Annotated in this window: 13 protein-coding genes, 2 pseudogenes and 1 riboswitch; of the genes and pseudogenes, 6 read left to right on the top strand and 9 right to left on the bottom strand. The window is 54.6% G+C overall.

Annotation, left to right across the window (positions count from 1 at the left end; translation table 11 throughout):
• Positions 1-96: 96 nt before the first annotated feature.
• Together L2I46_RS22655 and L2I46_RS22650 are read left to right on the top strand one after the other, a co-directional pair.
• Positions 97-435 (top strand): annotated as a pseudogene (locus L2I46_RS22655) (recombinase family protein); the annotation flags it as partial.
• A gap of 131 nt (positions 436-566) precedes the next feature.
• Positions 567-899, top strand: coding sequence for a DMT family transporter (locus L2I46_RS22650; protein ID WP_004118538.1), 333 nt, complete (start codon positions 567-569; stop codon positions 897-899).
• A gap of 353 nt (positions 900-1,252) precedes the next feature.
• Here the strand turns inward: L2I46_RS22650 and nhaA are convergent, their stop codons facing one another.
• Both nhaA and crcB read right to left on the bottom strand, forming a co-directional pair.
• Positions 1,253-2,401 carry a Na+/H+ antiporter NhaA gene (gene nhaA / locus L2I46_RS22645; protein ID WP_011977829.1) on the bottom strand — a complete coding sequence of 383 codons (1,149 nt, stop codon included), beginning with the start codon at positions 2,399-2,401 and terminating at the stop codon, positions 1,253-1,255.
• Between the two features lie 274 nt (positions 2,402-2,675).
• Positions 2,676-3,050: a fluoride efflux transporter CrcB gene (gene crcB, locus L2I46_RS22640; RefSeq protein WP_004118534.1), complete on the bottom strand. Its 375-nt coding sequence runs from the start codon at positions 3,048-3,050 to the stop codon at positions 2,676-2,678.
• Positions 3,051-3,127: 77 nt separating this feature from the next.
• Positions 3,128-3,198, bottom strand: a riboswitch (Fluoride riboswitch).
• Between the two features lie 380 nt (positions 3,199-3,578).
• Between crcB and L2I46_RS22635 the strand changes: the two genes are divergently transcribed.
• Positions 3,579-4,775: an MFS transporter gene (locus L2I46_RS22635; protein ID WP_001549953.1), complete on the top strand. Its 1,197-nt coding sequence runs from the start codon at positions 3,579-3,581 to the stop codon at positions 4,773-4,775.
• Positions 4,776-4,846: 71 nt separating this feature from the next.
• Here the strand turns inward: L2I46_RS22635 and L2I46_RS22630 are convergent, their stop codons facing one another.
• Together L2I46_RS22630 and L2I46_RS22625 are read right to left on the bottom strand one after the other, a co-directional pair.
• Positions 4,847-5,674, bottom strand: coding sequence for a universal stress protein (locus L2I46_RS22630; RefSeq protein WP_004118529.1), 828 nt, complete (start codon positions 5,672-5,674; stop codon positions 4,847-4,849).
• Between the two features lie 18 nt (positions 5,675-5,692).
• Positions 5,693-7,171: a SulP family inorganic anion transporter gene (locus L2I46_RS22625; RefSeq protein ID WP_001549885.1), complete on the bottom strand. Its 1,479-nt coding sequence runs from the start codon at positions 7,169-7,171 to the stop codon at positions 5,693-5,695.
• A 483-nt stretch (positions 7,172-7,654) separates the two neighbouring features.
• Between L2I46_RS22625 and L2I46_RS22620 the strand changes: the two genes are divergently transcribed.
• A complete protein-coding gene (locus L2I46_RS22620; RefSeq protein WP_001549886.1) occupies positions 7,655-8,008 on the top strand; it encodes a metalloregulator ArsR/SmtB family transcription factor in 354 nt (117 codons plus the stop codon).
• A 95-nt stretch (positions 8,009-8,103) separates the two neighbouring features.
• Positions 8,104-9,306 (top strand): annotated as a pseudogene (locus tag L2I46_RS22615) (arsenic transporter); the annotation flags it as partial.
• Positions 9,307-9,599: 293 nt separating this feature from the next.
• Here L2I46_RS22615 and L2I46_RS22610 read toward each other — a convergent pair.
• Both L2I46_RS22610 and L2I46_RS22605 read right to left on the bottom strand, forming a co-directional pair.
• A complete protein-coding gene (locus tag L2I46_RS22610; protein ID WP_001572362.1) occupies positions 9,600-10,622 on the bottom strand; it encodes an IS110 family transposase in 1,023 nt (340 codons plus the stop codon).
• Between the two features lie 23 nt (positions 10,623-10,645).
• Positions 10,646-13,684 carry a Tn3 family transposase gene (locus L2I46_RS22605; protein WP_015062840.1) on the bottom strand — a complete coding sequence of 1,013 codons (3,039 nt, stop codon included), beginning with the start codon at positions 13,682-13,684 and terminating at the stop codon, positions 10,646-10,648.
• 167 nt (positions 13,685-13,851) lie between these two features.
• Between L2I46_RS22605 and L2I46_RS22600 the strand changes: the two genes are divergently transcribed.
• A complete protein-coding gene (locus tag L2I46_RS22600) occupies positions 13,852-14,487 on the top strand; it encodes a recombinase family protein (RefSeq protein ID WP_000470624.1) in 636 nt (211 codons plus the stop codon).
• A 27-nt stretch (positions 14,488-14,514) separates the two neighbouring features.
• Here the strand turns inward: L2I46_RS22600 and fghA are convergent, their stop codons facing one another.
• The 3 genes from fghA to frmA all read right to left on the bottom strand — a co-directional run bounded on the left by fghA (position 14,515) and on the right by frmA (position 16,966).
• A complete protein-coding gene (gene fghA / locus L2I46_RS22595; RefSeq protein WP_009652884.1) occupies positions 14,515-15,351 on the bottom strand; it encodes an S-formylglutathione hydrolase in 837 nt (278 codons plus the stop codon).
• Positions 15,352-15,416: 65 nt separating this feature from the next.
• Positions 15,417-15,815: a VOC family protein gene (locus L2I46_RS22590; RefSeq protein ID WP_000235177.1), complete on the bottom strand. Its 399-nt coding sequence runs from the start codon at positions 15,813-15,815 to the stop codon at positions 15,417-15,419.
• Positions 15,816-15,856: 41 nt separating this feature from the next.
• Positions 15,857-16,966, bottom strand: a complete 1,110-nt coding sequence (gene frmA / locus L2I46_RS22585; RefSeq protein WP_000842086.1) for an S-(hydroxymethyl)glutathione dehydrogenase — start codon at positions 16,964-16,966, stop codon at positions 15,857-15,859.
• Positions 16,967-16,970 lie beyond the last annotated feature (4 nt).

Here is a 16,970-nt window from a genome sequence, read left to right as displayed (position 1 = left end):
CGCTGAAAATGCCGGCCTTTGAATGGGTTCATGTGCAGCTCCATCAGCAAAAGGGGATGATAAGTTTATCACCACCGACTATTTGCAACAGTGCCAGCGGATATGATCCACATTGTTGATGCCTGCTATAAAAAGGGAATAGCCATCCGGTTTCTGGAGAATGGACTGAGTACTGAAGGCACGATGGGTAAAATGGTCATTCAGATCCTTGCTGCCGTTGCTGAAGCTGAGCGGGAGCGGATCCTGGAGCGCACAAACGAAGGCCGGGTCATCGCCATGGCGGCAGGCGTCAGGTTTGGACGGAAACCTCATCACAAATCGGCCGCCGCACTGGAGCTTATCCGGCACGAAACGCCCATTAAACTGGTGATGGAGAAAACCGGCATATCCAGGGCCACCTATTTCAGGTTAAAAAAACTGGGCCCAGGCAGTTAACCCGACGCAGGCAGCGATTTTTTCCTGTGCCGGAAAGGGTTTCGCGGTTGATGCTGATGATCCCCTGCTTAAAAACAGAGTTAACATTGCCCACAATATTGCTGGTTTTGATGAGCCGTTAAAGGAGTTTTATGAATGGATGGATGTATCTGGTGATTGCCGGCATAGCCGAAGTCTTTTATGCCGCGTCAATGCTCCGGACTGAGGGATTTACCCGGATCTACCCCAGTATTTTTTGCCTGACATTTATCGGTGTGAGCATGTACTTTTTGTCCCTGGCAACACGGACTATTCCTGTAGGAACCGCTTATGCGGTCTGGGTCGGGATTGGTGCTTTAGGGACAGCAGCGTACGGAATAATTTACTTAAATGAAGATAAGGGCCTGTTACGCATTGCCTGTTTCGGACTGATTCTGGCGGGTATCATTGGCCTGAAAATTCTGGCAGGACACAAGCAGCTGTAGGTTCTCATCCATAAACAGAACTCCGGGGGCATTCTGATTTTAGACATCAGCATGCCTCTCCCTTTCCCCTTTTTGAAATGGGACATTACCCGCTACATTAATAACAGGCGAGAGAACCGACATAACCGGGGGCGGCCAGGAAAAGTTGCCATGATTGACAAAAAGACTGCTTTTTGTTTGTACCTGCATGATTAACGGTGCGAATTTTTTCGGCAAACTATAAATGCGGGCACCAGTGTGATGATAAGCACCTGAATAAATGCCGACGGTAATGAAGGTGGCCCTGTTGATTAATAAGTTTGCAGGGAAATAAAAATCCCCGTCATCACGGGGATTTTCCGGACCCGAATGCGTTACCGGGAAGGATGCGAAGGAGAAAAGCGCAGTATCAGCATACCCGCCAGTGCTGCCAGTACAGAGCCGGCAAGTACCCCCACCTTGACCTCGTCCACCAACAGGGGGCTTTCTGCAAACGCCAGGTTGCCGATAAACAGGCTCATGGTAAACCCTATTCCGCACAGGACCGATACGCCGTAAACCTGCAGCCAGGTACTTTTTTCAGGCCGTTTTGCCAGGCCCAGGCTGACGGCCAGCAGCGACAGGCCGAAAATGCCCGCCTGCTTGCCAACAAACAGGCCCAGCGCAACGCCGACCGGTACCGGCGACATCAGGTCATCAGCCGTCATACCGGAGAGCGCGACCCCCGCATTTGCGAAGCCAAACAGCGGCAGTATCAGAAACGTCACCCACGGATTGATGCCGTGCTCCAGCCGGGCAAGAGGGGATTGTTTATCCGGATCGGTTACCCGCAGCGGGATAAAGAGCGCCAGCAGGATACCCGCGATGGTGGCGTGCACCCCGGACTGAAGCATGAAAAACCACAGCACGCCCCCCGCCAGCAGATAGGGAAACAGCCGGGTAATCCCGGCACGGTTCATGATAAACAGCAGAGCAACCGTGACCGCCGCACCGGCCAGCATCAGAAACGAAATATTACTGGTATAGAAGAGCGCAATAATAGCCACTGCGCCCATGTCGTCCAGAATAGCCAGCGCCGACAGGAAAATTTTCAGCGAGGCAGGTACGCGACTGCCCAGCAGTGCCAGTACCCCGAGCGCAAAGGCAATGTCCGTGGCGGCAGGAATTGCCCAGCCAGCGAGGGTTTCATCGCTGCCCGCATTAAACCATACGTAAATGGCCGCAGGCACGGCCATCCCGCCCAGCGCGGCAAATCCCGGCAGCGCGCGCTGGCCCCAGGTGGCAAGCTGACCGGTGAGAAGCTCGCGCTTGATTTCCAGGCCGACCATCATGAAGAACACGGCCATCAGGGCGTCGTTTATCCAGTGCTCAACGGAGAGGCCGGCGGCGTTGTATTTCAGGAATACCTCATATCCCTCCCTGAGCGGAGAGTTAGCCACGATGATAGCGGCTGCTGAGGCGATGATGAGCACGATGCCGCCGGCTGCGGGCGAGCTGAAAAATGCAGATGGCACTTCTGACATCCTCTTTTTATTTCTGTCTGGGATTTCTGACACACTCCCTCCCTTTATTCAAAAAAAACAGGCCTTCCCCTGATATACAACCGCTGGTTATCAGAGGATAAGCCGGCTGAGCTACGCTGAAGATATAAAAAATACGATAATTAATTGCTGATAAATTAACGAATTAGCGTGACGTTAATTTTATCATAACGTCCGGCCCGCTTCAGGCGGAAGAGGTAAAGCCCTGTAAAGCTGCCGCAGGCAGGGGCATTTTTATCCGTCATCAGCCACACGCTCACAGCAGCCATGTGACGACAAAAAAACCCAGGGCAGTCATCAGAATGGAGCCGGTTACGTGTACCAGCAGTGAAGTAAACGCCCAGAAATAATTACCGGACTGCAGCTGTGAGAATATTTCCAGGGAAAACGTGGAAAACGTGGTCAGCCCACCGCACAGCCCGGTGATAACAAGTAATCGCCAGGCCGGATCCAGGTCAGGATGGCGCATGAACCAGGCCAGCGACGCACCAATGATAAATCCGCCCGCAAGGTTCACTACCAGCGTGCCCGGTGGCAGGTCAGGAAACAGGCTGTTCAGGCGTGCGCCAAGCAGCCAGCGGATCAGGCAGCCAGCGGATCCACCAATGATAATGGCCAGATAAGATTTCACGGGGTTTACCTCTGTGTCAGAGGGAGTATGCAGGCTGATGATACGGGGCGGCCTGACATACTCCCGGTTAAAGGGGAGTAATATCAGGCGTCATCAGCTTCTCAGGGGAAGCGGTTGGGTAAGGTGGAACGCCATCACCTCGCCGCAATTCTGGCCCGGTCACGGGCGTTAATCAAGCGGCTATCCACTGTTTTTGTGCGACTCCCCCTGCGGCGGGCATGAGGAGCCCGTTTTCAGGCTTGACCTGAAGAGCATTAAAAATTATCGTTTCGGCAGCATTTTATATCTGACTGTGAGTCATGCACATTACGCCACCCTGAGTTTCTCTTCGCCCGTCCTTTATCAGAGAGCCTGCCGCGACAGCCAGTCCGCGCCGGGTACCGTTCTCTCATATCCGTTACGGGACTGCCACCTTTCACGGTGAACCCGCGTGTACCTGCTTCAGGGACGCAGGCGCCGTGTCCGCAGCAGCCGGTACGGACACGTCGTGATTAATCGGCGGGCTGCAGCCCGCCTTCAGGGATATTCATGCGTCAGCTTTTTCGGTTTATGTTTCATCACGCCTCTCACCTTACGTTCGGTGCGATGCTGATGGCCATGTCCAGCTTTGGACAGACCTATTTTGTCTCACTTTACGGGCAGGATTTTCGTGAGGCCTTTGGGCTCACCGACGGCGGACTGGGCGGCCTGTACGCAATCGGAACGGTGATGAGCGCCATCACGCTGACCTGGGCCGGACGGCTGATTGACTACACCACGACCCGCCGCTTCACGCTGGCGGTCACCCTTTTGCTGCTCACGGCCTGCCTGCTGGTTTCCGGCGCACAGGCGGCGTGGATGCTGTGCATCGGGTTTTACTTTCTGCGCCTCGGCGGCCAGGGACTGATGGTGCATACTGCGCTGACCGCAACGGCGCGCCAGTTCCCCCTTGATGCAGGCAAGGCGCTCGGCGCCATCGCGCTGGGGCTCTCGCTGGCGCAGGCCGTTTTTCCTGTGATTGCGGTGCAGATAAGCGCGCTGACGGGATGGCGCGCTGCCTGGGGCATCAATGCCGGAATGCTTGTTGCCGGCGTGGGGGTCGCGCTGATGTTTTTGCCCCGCGGGAAAGAGAAGCCGCTGCGTACGTTCAGAAAGCGGGGTGAGGAGAAAGAAAAAGAGGCGCCGGTATGGCGAAACCGCAACCTGCTGCTGGCGCTGCCTGTCGTGCTGGCCTCCCCCTTTATCACCACCGGCTTCTTCTTCCACCAGGCGAGGCTGGCACAGGAGAAAGGCTGGGAGCTGTCGTGGGTGGCGGTATGGTTTATTGCCTATGCCATTACCCAGGCGGTATCGCTGCTGTCGTTTGGCCCGCTGATTGACCGGCTCTCACCACGCAGGCTGCTGCCGTGGTTTCTGATGCCACAGGCCCTGGCCATGCTGGCGCTATGGCTCAGCAACGGTCAGTGGGTGACGCCTTTTTACCTGATTATGACCGGCGTATCGTCGGCCATTGCCTCAACGCTTGCCACCGCGCTCTGGGTACAGCTGTTTGGTCCGGCGCAGCTGGCCAGGGTGCGCTCGGCGGTTGAGGCAGGGACGGTGATTGCCAGCGGGGCATCCCCGGTAATCATGGGCGTGCTGATAGATAACCATGTCACCCTGCATCTTCAGGCCCTGTTCTGCCTGGTCTACATTCTTGGCGCCAGCCTGCTGGCCACCGGTATCAGGACGGATGCGCCGCAATAACGCGCCTTTACCTTCATACCCGTCATCCTCTTTCCCCTGTGAAGGCGGGCCTGATATCAGGCCCGCCTGTTTCATCGCAGCATCAGCAGGGGCTGACGGCTTTCAGACAGCATTTCCGTGGTGTGGCTGCCAATAAAGAATCGCCGTAACCGGGAGTGCCCGCAGGCCCCCATTACCGTGAGGTCGATATCATGGGCGTCCGCGTAGCGGCACAGCGCCCCGGTTACGGACTCGTCTTCCAGCAGGCGTGTCTCGGTCGTGATACCGGCTTCCTGAAGAACAGCCTGCGCATCCTGCAGGGCTGACATGTCACCGTTGACCATCACGATATGACAGCTCAGGCCGTGCAGCAGCGGGCTGACCGTCAGGCGCGTCAGGTTTTTACGGCTCTCACTGCTGCCGTCGTACGCAAACATCACCCGCGCCGGCGGCGTAAACGTCTCCGGCACAATCAGCACCGGGTTTTTCTGCAGGCGAATGACGCTTTCCAGATGGCTGCCTACCTGATTCTGCGTCCCGCGGCGCCCCAGCACCATCAGCCGGACTTCGCCCAGCTCCGCCAGGATTTCGTCCAGTGCGCCGTGCTTTTGCAGCAGCTGTGCGTCCGGCTGTCCGGTCTGCTTCAGGAGCTCCGCACAGCCGGCCAGCACGGCCTTGCCCTGCGCCATCAGCAGCCGGCTGCGCTCACCCTCGACGCGGACCAGCGCTTCGGTCAGCTGCTCCCGGCTGTCAATACCAATGCTCCCGGTCAGGTCAGACACGGCGGGAGTCTCACTCTTTTCGAGCACGTGCAGCAGCGCCAGCGGCGCGCCAAGTTTACCGGCTGCCCAGGCAGCATACTCACAGACCGGCCGGGTTGACGGCGAGCCGTCAACGCAGGCAATAACGGTGTTATTCATGATGCTTTCTCCAGTAAATTAATGGCCACCCATCAGCTTTTCCACTTCTTCAGGCTTGTCATGCACTCCGAAGCGGTCAACGAGGGTGCGGGTCGCGTCATTCATACCCTTGATCTCCACTTCCGTGCCTTCGCGACGGAACTTGATAACCACCCGGTCCAGCGCGCTCACGGAGGTGATATCCCAGAAGTGGGCGTGCGTTACGTCAATCACCACGCGCTCCACCGCTTCACGGAAGTCGAAGTGGCTCATAAAGCGATCGGATGAGGCAAAGAATACCTGGCCGGCTACGGTATAGGTGCGGGTGTCGTCCTTCAGCTCAGAGGAGACCGCCATAAAGCGGGCGACCTTGGTGGCGAAGTTCAGCGAGGCAATCAGCACGCCGGTGAGCACGCCAAACGCCAGGTTATCGGTCGCCACCACCACCACCACGGTGGCCAGCATCACCACGCTGGTTGACAGCGGATGGCTGCGCAGGTTGCTGATGGAGCGCCAGGAGAAGGTGCCGATGGAGACCATGATCATCACCGCCACCAGAGCCGCCATGGGTATCCGGGACACCCAGTCGCGCAGGAACACCACCATCAGCAGCAGCACCACGCCGGCGGTGAGCGTGGAAAGCCGCCCGCGCCCGCCCGATTTGACGTTGATCACCGACTGGCCAATCATCGCGCAGCCCGCCATGCCGCCGATAAAGGAGGTGCAGATGTTGGCCACGCCCTGCGCCTTGCACTCGCGGTTTTTATCGCTCGGCGTGTCGGTCATGTCGTCCACGATGGTGGCGGTCATCATCGACTCCAGCAGCCCCACCACGGCAAGTCCTGCCGAGTACGGCAGAATAATCATCAGCGTGTCGAGGTTAAGCGGGATATCCGGGATCAGAAACACCGGCAGGCTGTCCGGCAGTTTGCCCATGTCACCCACGGTGCGCACGTCCAGGTGCAGCCACATGGAAATGGCGGTCAGCACGATGATGCAGACCAGCGGCGAGGGAATGGTTTTGTTCAGATACGGGAAGAGATAAATGATGCCCAGGCCCGCAGCGGTCAGGGCATAAACGTGCCAGGTGACGTTGGTCAGCTCCGGCAGCTGCGCCATAAATATCAGGATGGCCAGCGCGTTCACGAAACCGGTGACCACCGAGCGGGAGACGTAGCGCATCAGGCTGCCCAGCTTCAGGTAGCCGGCCGCCAGCTGCAGTACGCCGGTCAGCGCCGAGGCCGCCAGCAGATACTGCAGGCCGTGGTCTTTTACAAGCGTGATCAGCAGCAGCGCCATCGCACCGGTGGCGGACGATATCATTGCCGGACGGCCGCCGAGGAAGGCCATAACCAGGGGAATACAGAACGCAGAGTAGAGCCCGACCTGCGGGTCGACTCCGGCGATGATGGAAAAGGCGATCGCTTCGGGAATAAGCGCGAGCGCGACCACAATACCGGCAAGGACGTCACCACGGACGTTACCCAGCCAGTCCTTACGCGTCGAGGACAGCAGCATAGTCATTTCTCAGTTTTTGATTACGGTCAGCCCGTGAGGGCAAAAATTTTACGTACGAAAAAGCACATCCGCAGACGGGATGTTTTTGAGTGCGCGCCGAAGTTTATTCAGTGCGACAGAGGAGGGGTACGACTCAGGGTGGCGTAAGACGCATGGTGGTGTTTATCACTCCTTCACGGCTGACAGAGCAGCGCGGGTAATCAGAAAGACCGGATGAACAGACGTTCAGTACCGGCCACAAATGCCCGCCGGGCAGATGAACCACGGCAAAAAGCGCTTTTTACTCTACACGAATTGTTAACGGGGTCAACGCGCAGGGCAAAAACGCTGTTCATGGAATGCCGGTCAGGCGCATCCGGACGGAAAGTCCTTCTGCATGCTCAGGCTCGTCCGGCGTTCGCACATACATATGATTAAGTGAATATAAATTTGACGGAGAAAGTTTCACAGGTACACTCAGGTCAGTCACAATAAGGAGTCACCATGCCACCCGTGTCCCCCCTGCAGCTTTTTAAAAGCCTTTCCGACGAAACCCGACTCAGCCTCGTGCTGCTGCTACGCGAAAAAGGGGAGCTCTGCGTCTGTGAACTTACGTCCGTGCTGAAAGAAACTCAGCCCAAAATCTCACGGCATCTGGCTCTGCTGAGAGAAAACGGGCTGCTTACCGACCGGCGGGACGGAAAATGGATCCACTATCGTCTGTCGCCTCATATGCCGGCGTGGGCAGCGGCGGTTATCGAACAGGCTTATCTCTGCCAGCGGGATGATATCCGCCAGCTCAGCCGGCAGGCTGAACGCGATAACGCCACCACCAACGGCAAGCCTGTCTGCATTTAAAAATTTACCGGTATATATCTGGATTATCGAATATATTACGCATCGAAAATTTATCAGTCCGGTTTAACAGGCATTTGTATTCAATAGGAGCGGGTATGTTTCTGGCAGGTGCGATTTTCATCCTGACGCTGGTACTGGTCATCTGGCAGCCGAAGGGGCTGAGCATTGGCTGGAGTGCCGTCATCGGTGCGGCGCTGGCGCTGCTGACCGGCGTGGTGCACATCGGTGATATTCCGGTGGTCTGGCAGATTGTCTGGAACGCCACGGGCACGTTCATTGCGGTCATCATTATCAGCCTGCTGCTCGATGAGTCCGGCTTTTTTGAGTGGGCCGCGCTGCACGTTTCCCGCTGGGGAGGCGGCAGGGGCCGGCTGCTGTTCACGTATATCGTTCTGCTGGGTGCCGCAGTGGCGGCGCTGTTTGCCAATGACGGAGCCGCGCTAATTCTGACGCCGATCGTTATTGCCATGCTGCTGGCGCTGGGATTCACTCCCGGCTCCACGCTGGCGTTTGTGATGGCAGCGGGCTTTATCGCTGACACCTCCAGCCTGCCGCTCATCGTATCGAACCTGGTGAACATCGTAACGGCTGACTTCTTTACGCTGGGCTTCAGCGAGTACGCATCCGTCATGGTGCCGGTGAACATTGCCTCCATTGCGGCCACGCTGGTGATGCTTCATCTCTTTTTCCGCAGGGACATCCCGGTCACCTATGACCTGGCGAAGCTGAAGGCACCGCGGGAAGCCATCCGGGATGCACGAACCTTTAAGGCTGGCTGGGTGGTTTTGGTTCTTCTGCTGGTTGGCTTTTTTGCTCTGGAGCCGCTCGGCGTGCCGGTCAGCCTGGTGGCGGCGGTGGCGGCGTTTATTCTCTGGCTGGTTGCCCGCAAAGGACACGTGATTGACGCCGGCAGGGTGCTGAAAGGCGCGCCCTGGCAGATCGTTATCTTTTCGCTGGGCATGTATCTGGTGGTATACGGACTGCGTAACGCCGGACTGACTGATTACCTTTCCGCCGCCCTGAACCGGTTTGCAGAGCACGGCGTATGGGGCGCAACGCTCGGCACCGGCTTCCTGACGGCGGCACTCTCGTCCGTCATGAACAACATGCCCACCGTGCTGGTTGGCGCGTTGTCGATTGACGGTAGTAGCGCACAGGGCGTGGTGAAGCAGGCGATGATTTACGCCAACGTCATCGGCTGTGACCTCGGCCCGAAAATAACCCCTATCGGCAGCCTCGCAACCCTGCTGTGGCTGCACGTGCTGGCACAGAAAAACATCACCATCAGCTGGGGCTATTAGGGGTCAGTTTGGATATCGAAAATTATTGTACTATAAGGGCTTCCCCGGCGTGTCAACGCCGGTGTTTATGGTTTCTGTCTGCTCTTCAGTAAAAATAAAGGGGAGAGACTGCGGTACTATAAACGGCCATGATGAATCGTCATCGATTCGGACCCTGATGAAAGACGCGCGTGAGGTTCTTGTTCGTTAAGCGGATACGTATATCCTGTACAATAGCCAGATAGGCCTCACGGGGTCTAACCCTTTATCATCAACGAATTGCAGGTCAGATGGTTATTTTGTTTCGTGCTTTAGCTGGCTGAGTACAGCCTGAAATCATCACCGTAATGCAATGATGCCCAGCACAGCCTTGCGTTTTTGGCGGCGATGGCTACAACGGCACGCCAGTATCCTCTGCGATCGACCAGTGAACAGACCCAACGACTGAATAAATCAGTCCTTTTCTCGGCACCAATCAGAACCGAACGAGCCCCCTGAACCAGTAGCGTTCGCAGATACGAATCGCCAGCTTTAGTTATCCTGCCAAGCTTTGATTTCCCACCACTGCTGTACTGCGATGGCGTTAGTCCCAGCCAGGCTGCCAGTTGTCGCCCATTTTTAAAATCGTGTGCATTACCGATACTGGCGACCAGCGCACAGGCCGTTGTGGGACCAATCCCTTTCAGTTCCATCAATCGCTGGCTGCGGTGATCTGTTTTTGCCATGCGGGACAAAATCCGGTCATATTCAGTAATATTATCTTCAATACGATCAATGTGTTCCAGCAGGTCATTAACACATTGTTGAACCTGAAGTGGCAAAGAACTCTTCTGCTCAGAAACCATGTGACGCAGGGCATCTGTACTTTGTGGGGCGATGACACCGAATTCCGATATCAAACCTCTCAATCGGTTATATGTTGCTGTTTTCTCTTCGATAAAACCCTGTCTGATACGGTGTAGGCATTGCATCGCCTGCTGGCTCTCATCCTTCACTGGTACAAACCGCATATGCGGGCGACGAACTGCTTCACAGATAGCCTGAGCATCAGCTGCATCATTTTTGCCTGATTTACCGGCCATGCGGTAAGGAGATACAAATTTAGCAGCCATCAGCCGTGGTTCATGACCATATTGCCGAAACAACCTTGCCCAGTAGTGAGCCCCGGAGCATGCCTCCATCCCGATAACACAGGGAGGTAAACTGGCAATCAGCTCAGGAAGGGCAGCACGCGATACTTTGGGTTTAACCAGAACAGTTTTACCGTGTTGGTCAACGCAGTGAACAGCGAACACATTTTTAGCAAGATCGATACCGACAGTCGTGATGGTCATAACGAATCCCTCCGGGGCTATGTTTACCCCATGATTGCACAAGAGTTAATCAGGCGCATATCCAGGGGAAGTCCCTTCCATTCGTTAAGGTTATTTTTTGACCTGCCTAATTTAGCTGGCCTCAGCCGACGAAACTTACCGGCTGACGGTATCCGGTTGCTTTTCCATATATAATCGCCTGTCAGATTGATGTGTTCCCAGCCTAGCGGGGACAAATGCGACAGCAGTTGCTCGTTGATCTTCACTCCCTTACGCTTCAGAGCATCGACAGCTCTTTCCATATAGACGGTATTCCACAGGGATATGGCAGCTGTCAGGAGCGTCAGTCCACTGGCGCGATAGCTCTGATTTTCCGGTTTTCGGTCCCTGATTTCTCCCAGCCGGTGCATAAATACCGCTCGCGCCAGCGCGTTACGGGCTTCACCTTTATTCAGCCCCGCCTGTACCCGCCGACGCAGTGCAGGATCGCGGAACCAGTCGAGCATAAACAGAGTTCGTTCAATACGGCCAATTTCTCTCAGTGCTTTGGCCAGCCCGTTTTGCTTGGGGTAGCTGGCAAGCTTTTTCAGCATCAGGGATGCCGTCACGGTTCCCTGCTTTATCGAGGTTGCCAGACGCAGCACTTCACGCCAGTGAATTTCGATCTCTTTCAGATTCAGGCTGGTTGTTGATATCAGTGACTGAAGCGCCGGGTACTGGCCTGCTTTCCCTTTGATAAATAGCTTCTTGTCGTGGAGATCCCTGATTCGCGGACAGAACGCAAATCCCAGCAGATGCATCAGGGCAAAGACATGATCGGTGAAACCCGCTGTATCGGTGTAATGCTCCCTGATTTCCAGGTCGCTTTCGTGGTACAGCAAGCCATCGAGCACATGGGTTGAATCTCTGACCCGACTGATTATGCAGGTGTAAAACGGGCTGTATTGATCCGAAATATGGGTATAAAACTGACGTCCGGGCTCCTGCCCGTATTTCGGGTTAACCTGCCCTGCGTAGCGGCCTGATCTGCCTGTTCTGAAATTCTGTCCATCTGATGATGATGTTGTCCCGTCTCCCCAGAATGCCGCCAGCGGCCTTTTCCCCTGCGCGTTTACCAGCTCTGCAAGGGCTGCTGAATAGGTTTCGTCGCGGATGTACCATGCCTGAATATCTTCGAGTGATGATTTGGTGCTACCGGGGCAGGCTTCCGCCATTTTGGTCAGGCCAAGATTGATGCCATCCGCAAGAATGGTGGTGAGAAGCAGGCGGATATCGGGACGGGTAATGTCAGTTTTTATATGCGAAAAATGTCGGGTAAACGTCGTCCAGCTGTTTACCTCATCGAGAATTTCCGTGATTTTAGGGCGCGGTAGCATGCTGTAAACCAGCTCTGCCAGCGGTGAAACCTGCACCGGAACGCTGTTATCCAGCGGAGAGACTTTTACGCCCCTGTAAGATATTTCCACATCGGGCAGTTCACCAAGGGCAGCCATGGCATTGACCTCTTCAAGCCTGGACTGAAGCAGGGTCATACGGCTGGTAATGTACTCATGATAATCAGCAGATACGGGAAGTGGCAGCGCCGGTGTGAGTTTGTCAAAGTCCTTTTCGGGAATGAGGTAATCATCAAAATTTTTGTAGCGGCGTGAGCCTTTAACCCAGATGTCCCCGGAACGCAACGCCCCCTTAAGCTCGCTGAGCGCACAAAATTCATAGTACTGCCGGTCAATACCCGCAGGTGTAATTACCACCTTGCGCCAACTTTCTGGGACAAACTCAAGCGGCGCGGTGGCCGGAACTTTACGTGACTGCTTCCGGTACATATCCTTGATCACAACCAGCGCATCAGCCAGAGGTTGCGCTGCCGGAGTTGCGATTAACTGTAAAGCTGACAACATGCGCGGGGCATATTTCCGTAATGTGCTGTATTTCTCGGTAATAATATGCAGCGGGTCAAAATTATTTTTTCTGGCGAGATGGCGTGTTTCCTCCAGACTGGCGACAAATTCAGGCCATGGGAGTATGTTTTCTATTGCGAGCCATGGATCTCCCCCGGAATCACGGGCATCAGACAGCGCCTGACCGACATTGATGTACTGCCTCAGTTTTGACTGGATCAGCTTTCCGGTCTGCTGAAGGCGCTCAGCCTGTGTTCTTTTGGCTTTGCTGAAAAGGCTGTTCAGCATTCGCTCATGCAACTCAATCACTTCGTCTGTCAGTGTGGCTCTGGCTTCTTCCAGCACGCACACCAGGATCGCATGACGCCGGGCTGCTGAAAATCGGGTCAAATCCCGGCTGCTCATCTTTCGGCCTTCCCGCGCCAGTTTCAGCAACCGGTTCTGGTGAATGGTACGATCTATACCTTCCGGTAATGCCAGCGATTCAATGCTACTGAGCCGATCAAGGTGTTGCAGCACGTTCTTACCATTGATTTTACCCGGAGGTTGCAGAAGCCATGTCAGCCTGGAAGACTGATTATCCGATGACTCAAGTAAACAATCCAGAGCATCCCTGTGAGCCGGAGTTAACGGAGCATTCAGGGTCTGAAACACGATTTTATCGCCGCCTGCCATGGCCTCAGCACAGGAACGCTCCACGACATCAATCGAGGGGATTATCACGTTGTTCTGCCGGAGCCAGACCAGTAGTTCTTCGGCCAGGAGAATACCTTTATCGGTGCGCGTCGCCATCGGCAGCAGGTGTGTAATACAGTCCTGCTGTATTTTGCCGGTGAACGCTTTTAAGCCAAGATAGCGGTACAGTTCGGTTAAATGTTCGCGTCGCGTGGTTTCCCTGCCGGAAAGGTAAGCTGGCCAGAGATCCCCGGTAAGTTTTAGCCTGCTGGCGATATGCTTCAGCAGCGCATCAGAGGGAGGGATTTTTTTATCCGGGGTAAAGCCGACATTTTTCAGATAGCAAAGAAGGACGGCAAAACCAAAACGGCTGGCAGGTTTACGGTGGGCACTGATAAGTGCCAGATCATGTTCACTGAAATACGCCATCCGGGTCAGCGTTAACTCTTCGTCCGGTAATGCCAGTAATGATTCTCTTTCCGACAGAGAAAGAATCTGCCTCCTTGCCATATAGTTTCCCTCGTAAATTATCCGATGCGGTATTTTTAACAGAAATGCTTATCGCATAAGGGTACACCCTGACGCCATATTCAAAACGTGACGGCACACGATGAATGACATAACCTATATGCGATAGATTAAATGCAATAACTTAAATGCGATAACGTGGTGGAAAAATGTTCATCAGAGCTTATTTAAGGGCATCGACGGAAGATCAGTTCGCCGATCGGGCAAAAGAGATGCTGGAGCAGTTTGTTCAGGAGCGGGGACATAAAATAGCCAGTTACTACCGGGAGAACATCAGCGGTACAAAACTTGACCGCCCGGAACTGGGGCGCTTACTGATGGACAGTCACCGCAATGATATTTTACTGGTCGAGCAGATAGACCGTCTGACCCGTCTGAGCAACAGCGACTGGATGACGCTGAAAAAGCAAATCGAGCAACACGAGCTGCGGATTGTCAGCCTCGATGTACCCACCTCATGGCAGGCGCTGTCAGATAAAGATCCTTCGCAGGCTGACCCAATCACCCGCGCCGTGATAACCGCCATCAATAATATGCTTATCGACCTGATGGCCTCGATGTCGCATAAGGACTGGCTGAGCCGCCGCCATCGGCAGAAGCAGGGAATTGAACGGGCACATACGCTGGGAAAATACCGGGGCAAACAGGCCGATCAGGAACGACATAAGAAAGTTCTGTATTACCGACAGGTCAAGAAACTGAGCATAAGAGAAACTGCTGAAGCCACCGGTTACAGCACATCTCAGGTCTGCAGGATTCAGGCCCTGTTCAGGCCTGAAAATTAAGCACATTTTCTGAGGCTGGAAATCAACTCATGCTGACAGCCTGAGCCTGTTGGCATGGTAAGCAATGTGCTCACCAATAAAGCTGGAAATGAAATAATAGCTGTGGTCGTAACCAGTATGATATCGGAATGATGTGTTGATGTTCATCTCGTTGCACACTCTTTCAAGACTTTTAGTGCGTAACTGATCTTCATAAAAGGCGTCACTTAATCCCTGGTCAATAAAAATTTCTGGTAATTTCGCACCCTGTAAAATGAGACTGACGGGATCGTAGTGCTCCCACGTTTTTTTATTTTCACCCAGGTACGCGGTGAATGCCTGTTGTCCCCATGGCACCTGAGAAGGTGACACTATTGGTGAAAATGCCGATACACTCACATATTCATCAGGATTTCGCAGCGACAGAACCAGCGCTCCCAGCCCCCCCATGGAGTGACCGGATATTGATTTCCTTGATGTTACAGGTAAATGCTCCATGACAACATCCGGAAGCTCATGGAGAATATAGTCATACATCCTGTAATGCGTGTTCCACGGATGTTCCGTCGCGTTCAGATAAAATCCGGCACCCTGGCCCAGATCGTAGCTGTCAGCATCTGCGACATGCTCTCCACGGGGACTGGTATCAGGAACAACGACGATGATGTTGTTCCTGGCGGCATAATGCTGCATACCCGATTTGGTGATGAAATTCTGCTCCGTACAGGTCAGACCCGAGAGCCAGTACAGGACCGGCAGTTTTTCTGTTGCTGCTTTGGGGGGAAGATAAACACCGAAATTCATCCCACAATTAAGTGTTTGTGAATTATGGCGGTATACGTTTTGCCAGCCGCCAGCGCTGGCATGCTGCTCGATGAGTTCCATCAGCCTCTGTCTCATGGTTATTTCCCCTGACAGGGAGTCAGGGGAAGTCTCTTTATAGCCGGACGTCAGATGAACGTATAAGCCGTGATTTTGTTACCCGCAGGGTCTCGCAGGTAGGCTGCATAGGCTCCAGGGAGATGGCTGCGCGGGCCAGGCTGACCTTCATCTTTCCCTCCGGCGGCAAGGCCCGCGGCGTGGAAAGCATCAACTTCTTCCGGACTTGCAGCTGCAAAGCCGACAGTAACGCCGTTGGCCGATGGCGCTTCACCGTTGCCCGGATGTGCAATAATAAAGGCTGGCTTTTCGCGACCATAAAGTACCCAGCCATTGCCAAACGGGCCGAGGTTATTGATGCCAAGCGTACCGAGGACAGCATCGTAAAAATCAGCGGATTTTTCAACATCGGATGCACCGATGAAGACGTGGGAAAAAACGTCATTACCAGAAATTACAGGTGTTGCCATGATCCATTTCCTTCAGTTGGTTTGACTCAGTTAAGACGCTATCAGTAACGGATTACCGTACGGATTGATTTACCTTCATGCATAAGATCGAAGGCCTCATTGATTTCATCCAGCGTCATCGTGTGGGTAACAAATGGCTCCAGTTCAATTTCACCCTTCATGGCATCTTCTACCATGGCCGGAAGCTGCGTACGGCCTTTCACTCCGCCGAAAGCAGAACCTTTCCATACGCGCCCGGTAACGAGCTGGAATGGACGGGTGGATATCTCCTGCCCGGCGCCGGCCACGCCGATGACAATGGACTGGCCCCAGCCACGGTGAGCACTTTCCAGCGCCGCACGCATAACGTTGACGTTACCGATACATTCAAAAGTGTGGTCAATGCCCCATTTGTTGATTTCAAGCAGCACATCTTTAATCGGTTTGTCATGGTCGTTCGGGTTGATGCAGTCGGTTGCACCGAACTGACGGGCAAGTTCGAATTTGGCCGGGTTGGTGTCGATAGCGATAATGCGTCCTGCTTTTGCCTGGCGAGCCCCCTGAACGGCAGCCAGACCGATTGCGCCAAGACCAAAAATAGCGACAGAATCTCCAGGCTGTACTTTCGCTGTGTTGTGAACAGCGCCAATCCCGGTAGTCACGCCACAGCCCAGCAGGCAGACGTGTTCATGGTTTGCCTCCGGGTTAATTTTTGCCAGAGAAACCTCGGCCACTACCGTATACTCACTGAAGGTGGAGCATCCCATGTAGTGGTAAAGAGGCTGGCCATTGTAAGAAAAGCGGGTGGTTCCGTCAGGCATCAGTCCTTTTCCCTGAGTTTCGCGAACCGATACACAGAGGTTCGTTTTCCCGGACTGACAGAATTCACACTCCCCGCATTCGGCGGTGTAAAGCGGAATCACATGGTCTCCCGGCTTCACGCTGGTCACGCCTTCACCGACCTCCACGACGACACCGGCCCCTTCGTGGCCGAGAACCACCGGGAAAACGCCCTCAGGATCGTTCCCGGAGAGGGTAAAGGCATCGGTGTGGCAGACACCGGTGTGGGTATTTTTAATCAGCACCTCGCCTTTTTTAGGTGGTGCAACATCAATTTCAACAATCTCCAGGGGCTTCCCTGGTGCAAATGCAACGGCAGCACGTGATTTCATATGT

It is taken from the genome of Klebsiella sp. 2019SCSN059, from assembly GCF_021739525.1.
GTDB lineage: Bacteria > Pseudomonadota > Gammaproteobacteria > Enterobacterales > Enterobacteriaceae > Klebsiella > Klebsiella quasipneumoniae.
The sequence above is the reverse complement of the archived record's forward strand: the minus strand, read 5'-3'. Positions and strand labels throughout refer to the sequence as shown.

Bases quoted from the DNA above. Each gene is read 5' to 3' on its own strand.
- L2I46_RS22625 (WP_001549885.1), bottom strand. From the start codon at position 7,171: ATGCTGCTGTCCTCGACGCGTAAGGACTGGCTGGGTAACGTCCGTGGT.
- nhaA (WP_011977829.1), bottom strand. From the start codon at position 2,401: ATGTCAGAAGTGCCATCTGCATTTTTCAGCTCGCCCGCAGCCGGCGGC.
- L2I46_RS22630 (WP_004118529.1), bottom strand. From the start codon at position 5,674: ATGAATAACACCGTTATTGCCTGCGTTGACGGCTCGCCGTCAACCCGG.
- L2I46_RS22620 (WP_001549886.1), top strand. From the start codon at position 7,655: ATGCCACCCGTGTCCCCCCTGCAGCTTTTTAAAAGCCTTTCCGACGAA.
- L2I46_RS22590 (WP_000235177.1), bottom strand. From the start codon at position 15,815: ATGGCAACACCTGTAATTTCTGGTAATGACGTTTTTTCCCACGTCTTC.
- L2I46_RS22605 (WP_015062840.1), bottom strand. From the start codon at position 13,684: ATGGCAAGGAGGCAGATTCTTTCTCTGTCGGAAAGAGAATCATTACTG.
- L2I46_RS22650 (WP_004118538.1), top strand. From the start codon at position 567: ATGAATGGATGGATGTATCTGGTGATTGCCGGCATAGCCGAAGTCTTT.
- frmA (WP_000842086.1), bottom strand. From the start codon at position 16,966: ATGAAATCACGTGCTGCCGTTGCATTTGCACCAGGGAAGCCCCTGGAG.
- L2I46_RS22610 (WP_001572362.1), bottom strand. From the start codon at position 10,622: ATGACCATCACGACTGTCGGTATCGATCTTGCTAAAAATGTGTTCGCT.
- L2I46_RS22635 (WP_001549953.1), top strand. From the start codon at position 3,579: ATGCGTCAGCTTTTTCGGTTTATGTTTCATCACGCCTCTCACCTTACG.
- L2I46_RS22600 (WP_000470624.1), top strand. From the start codon at position 13,852: ATGTTCATCAGAGCTTATTTAAGGGCATCGACGGAAGATCAGTTCGCC.
- fghA (WP_009652884.1), bottom strand. From the start codon at position 15,351: ATGGAACTCATCGAGCAGCATGCCAGCGCTGGCGGCTGGCAAAACGTA.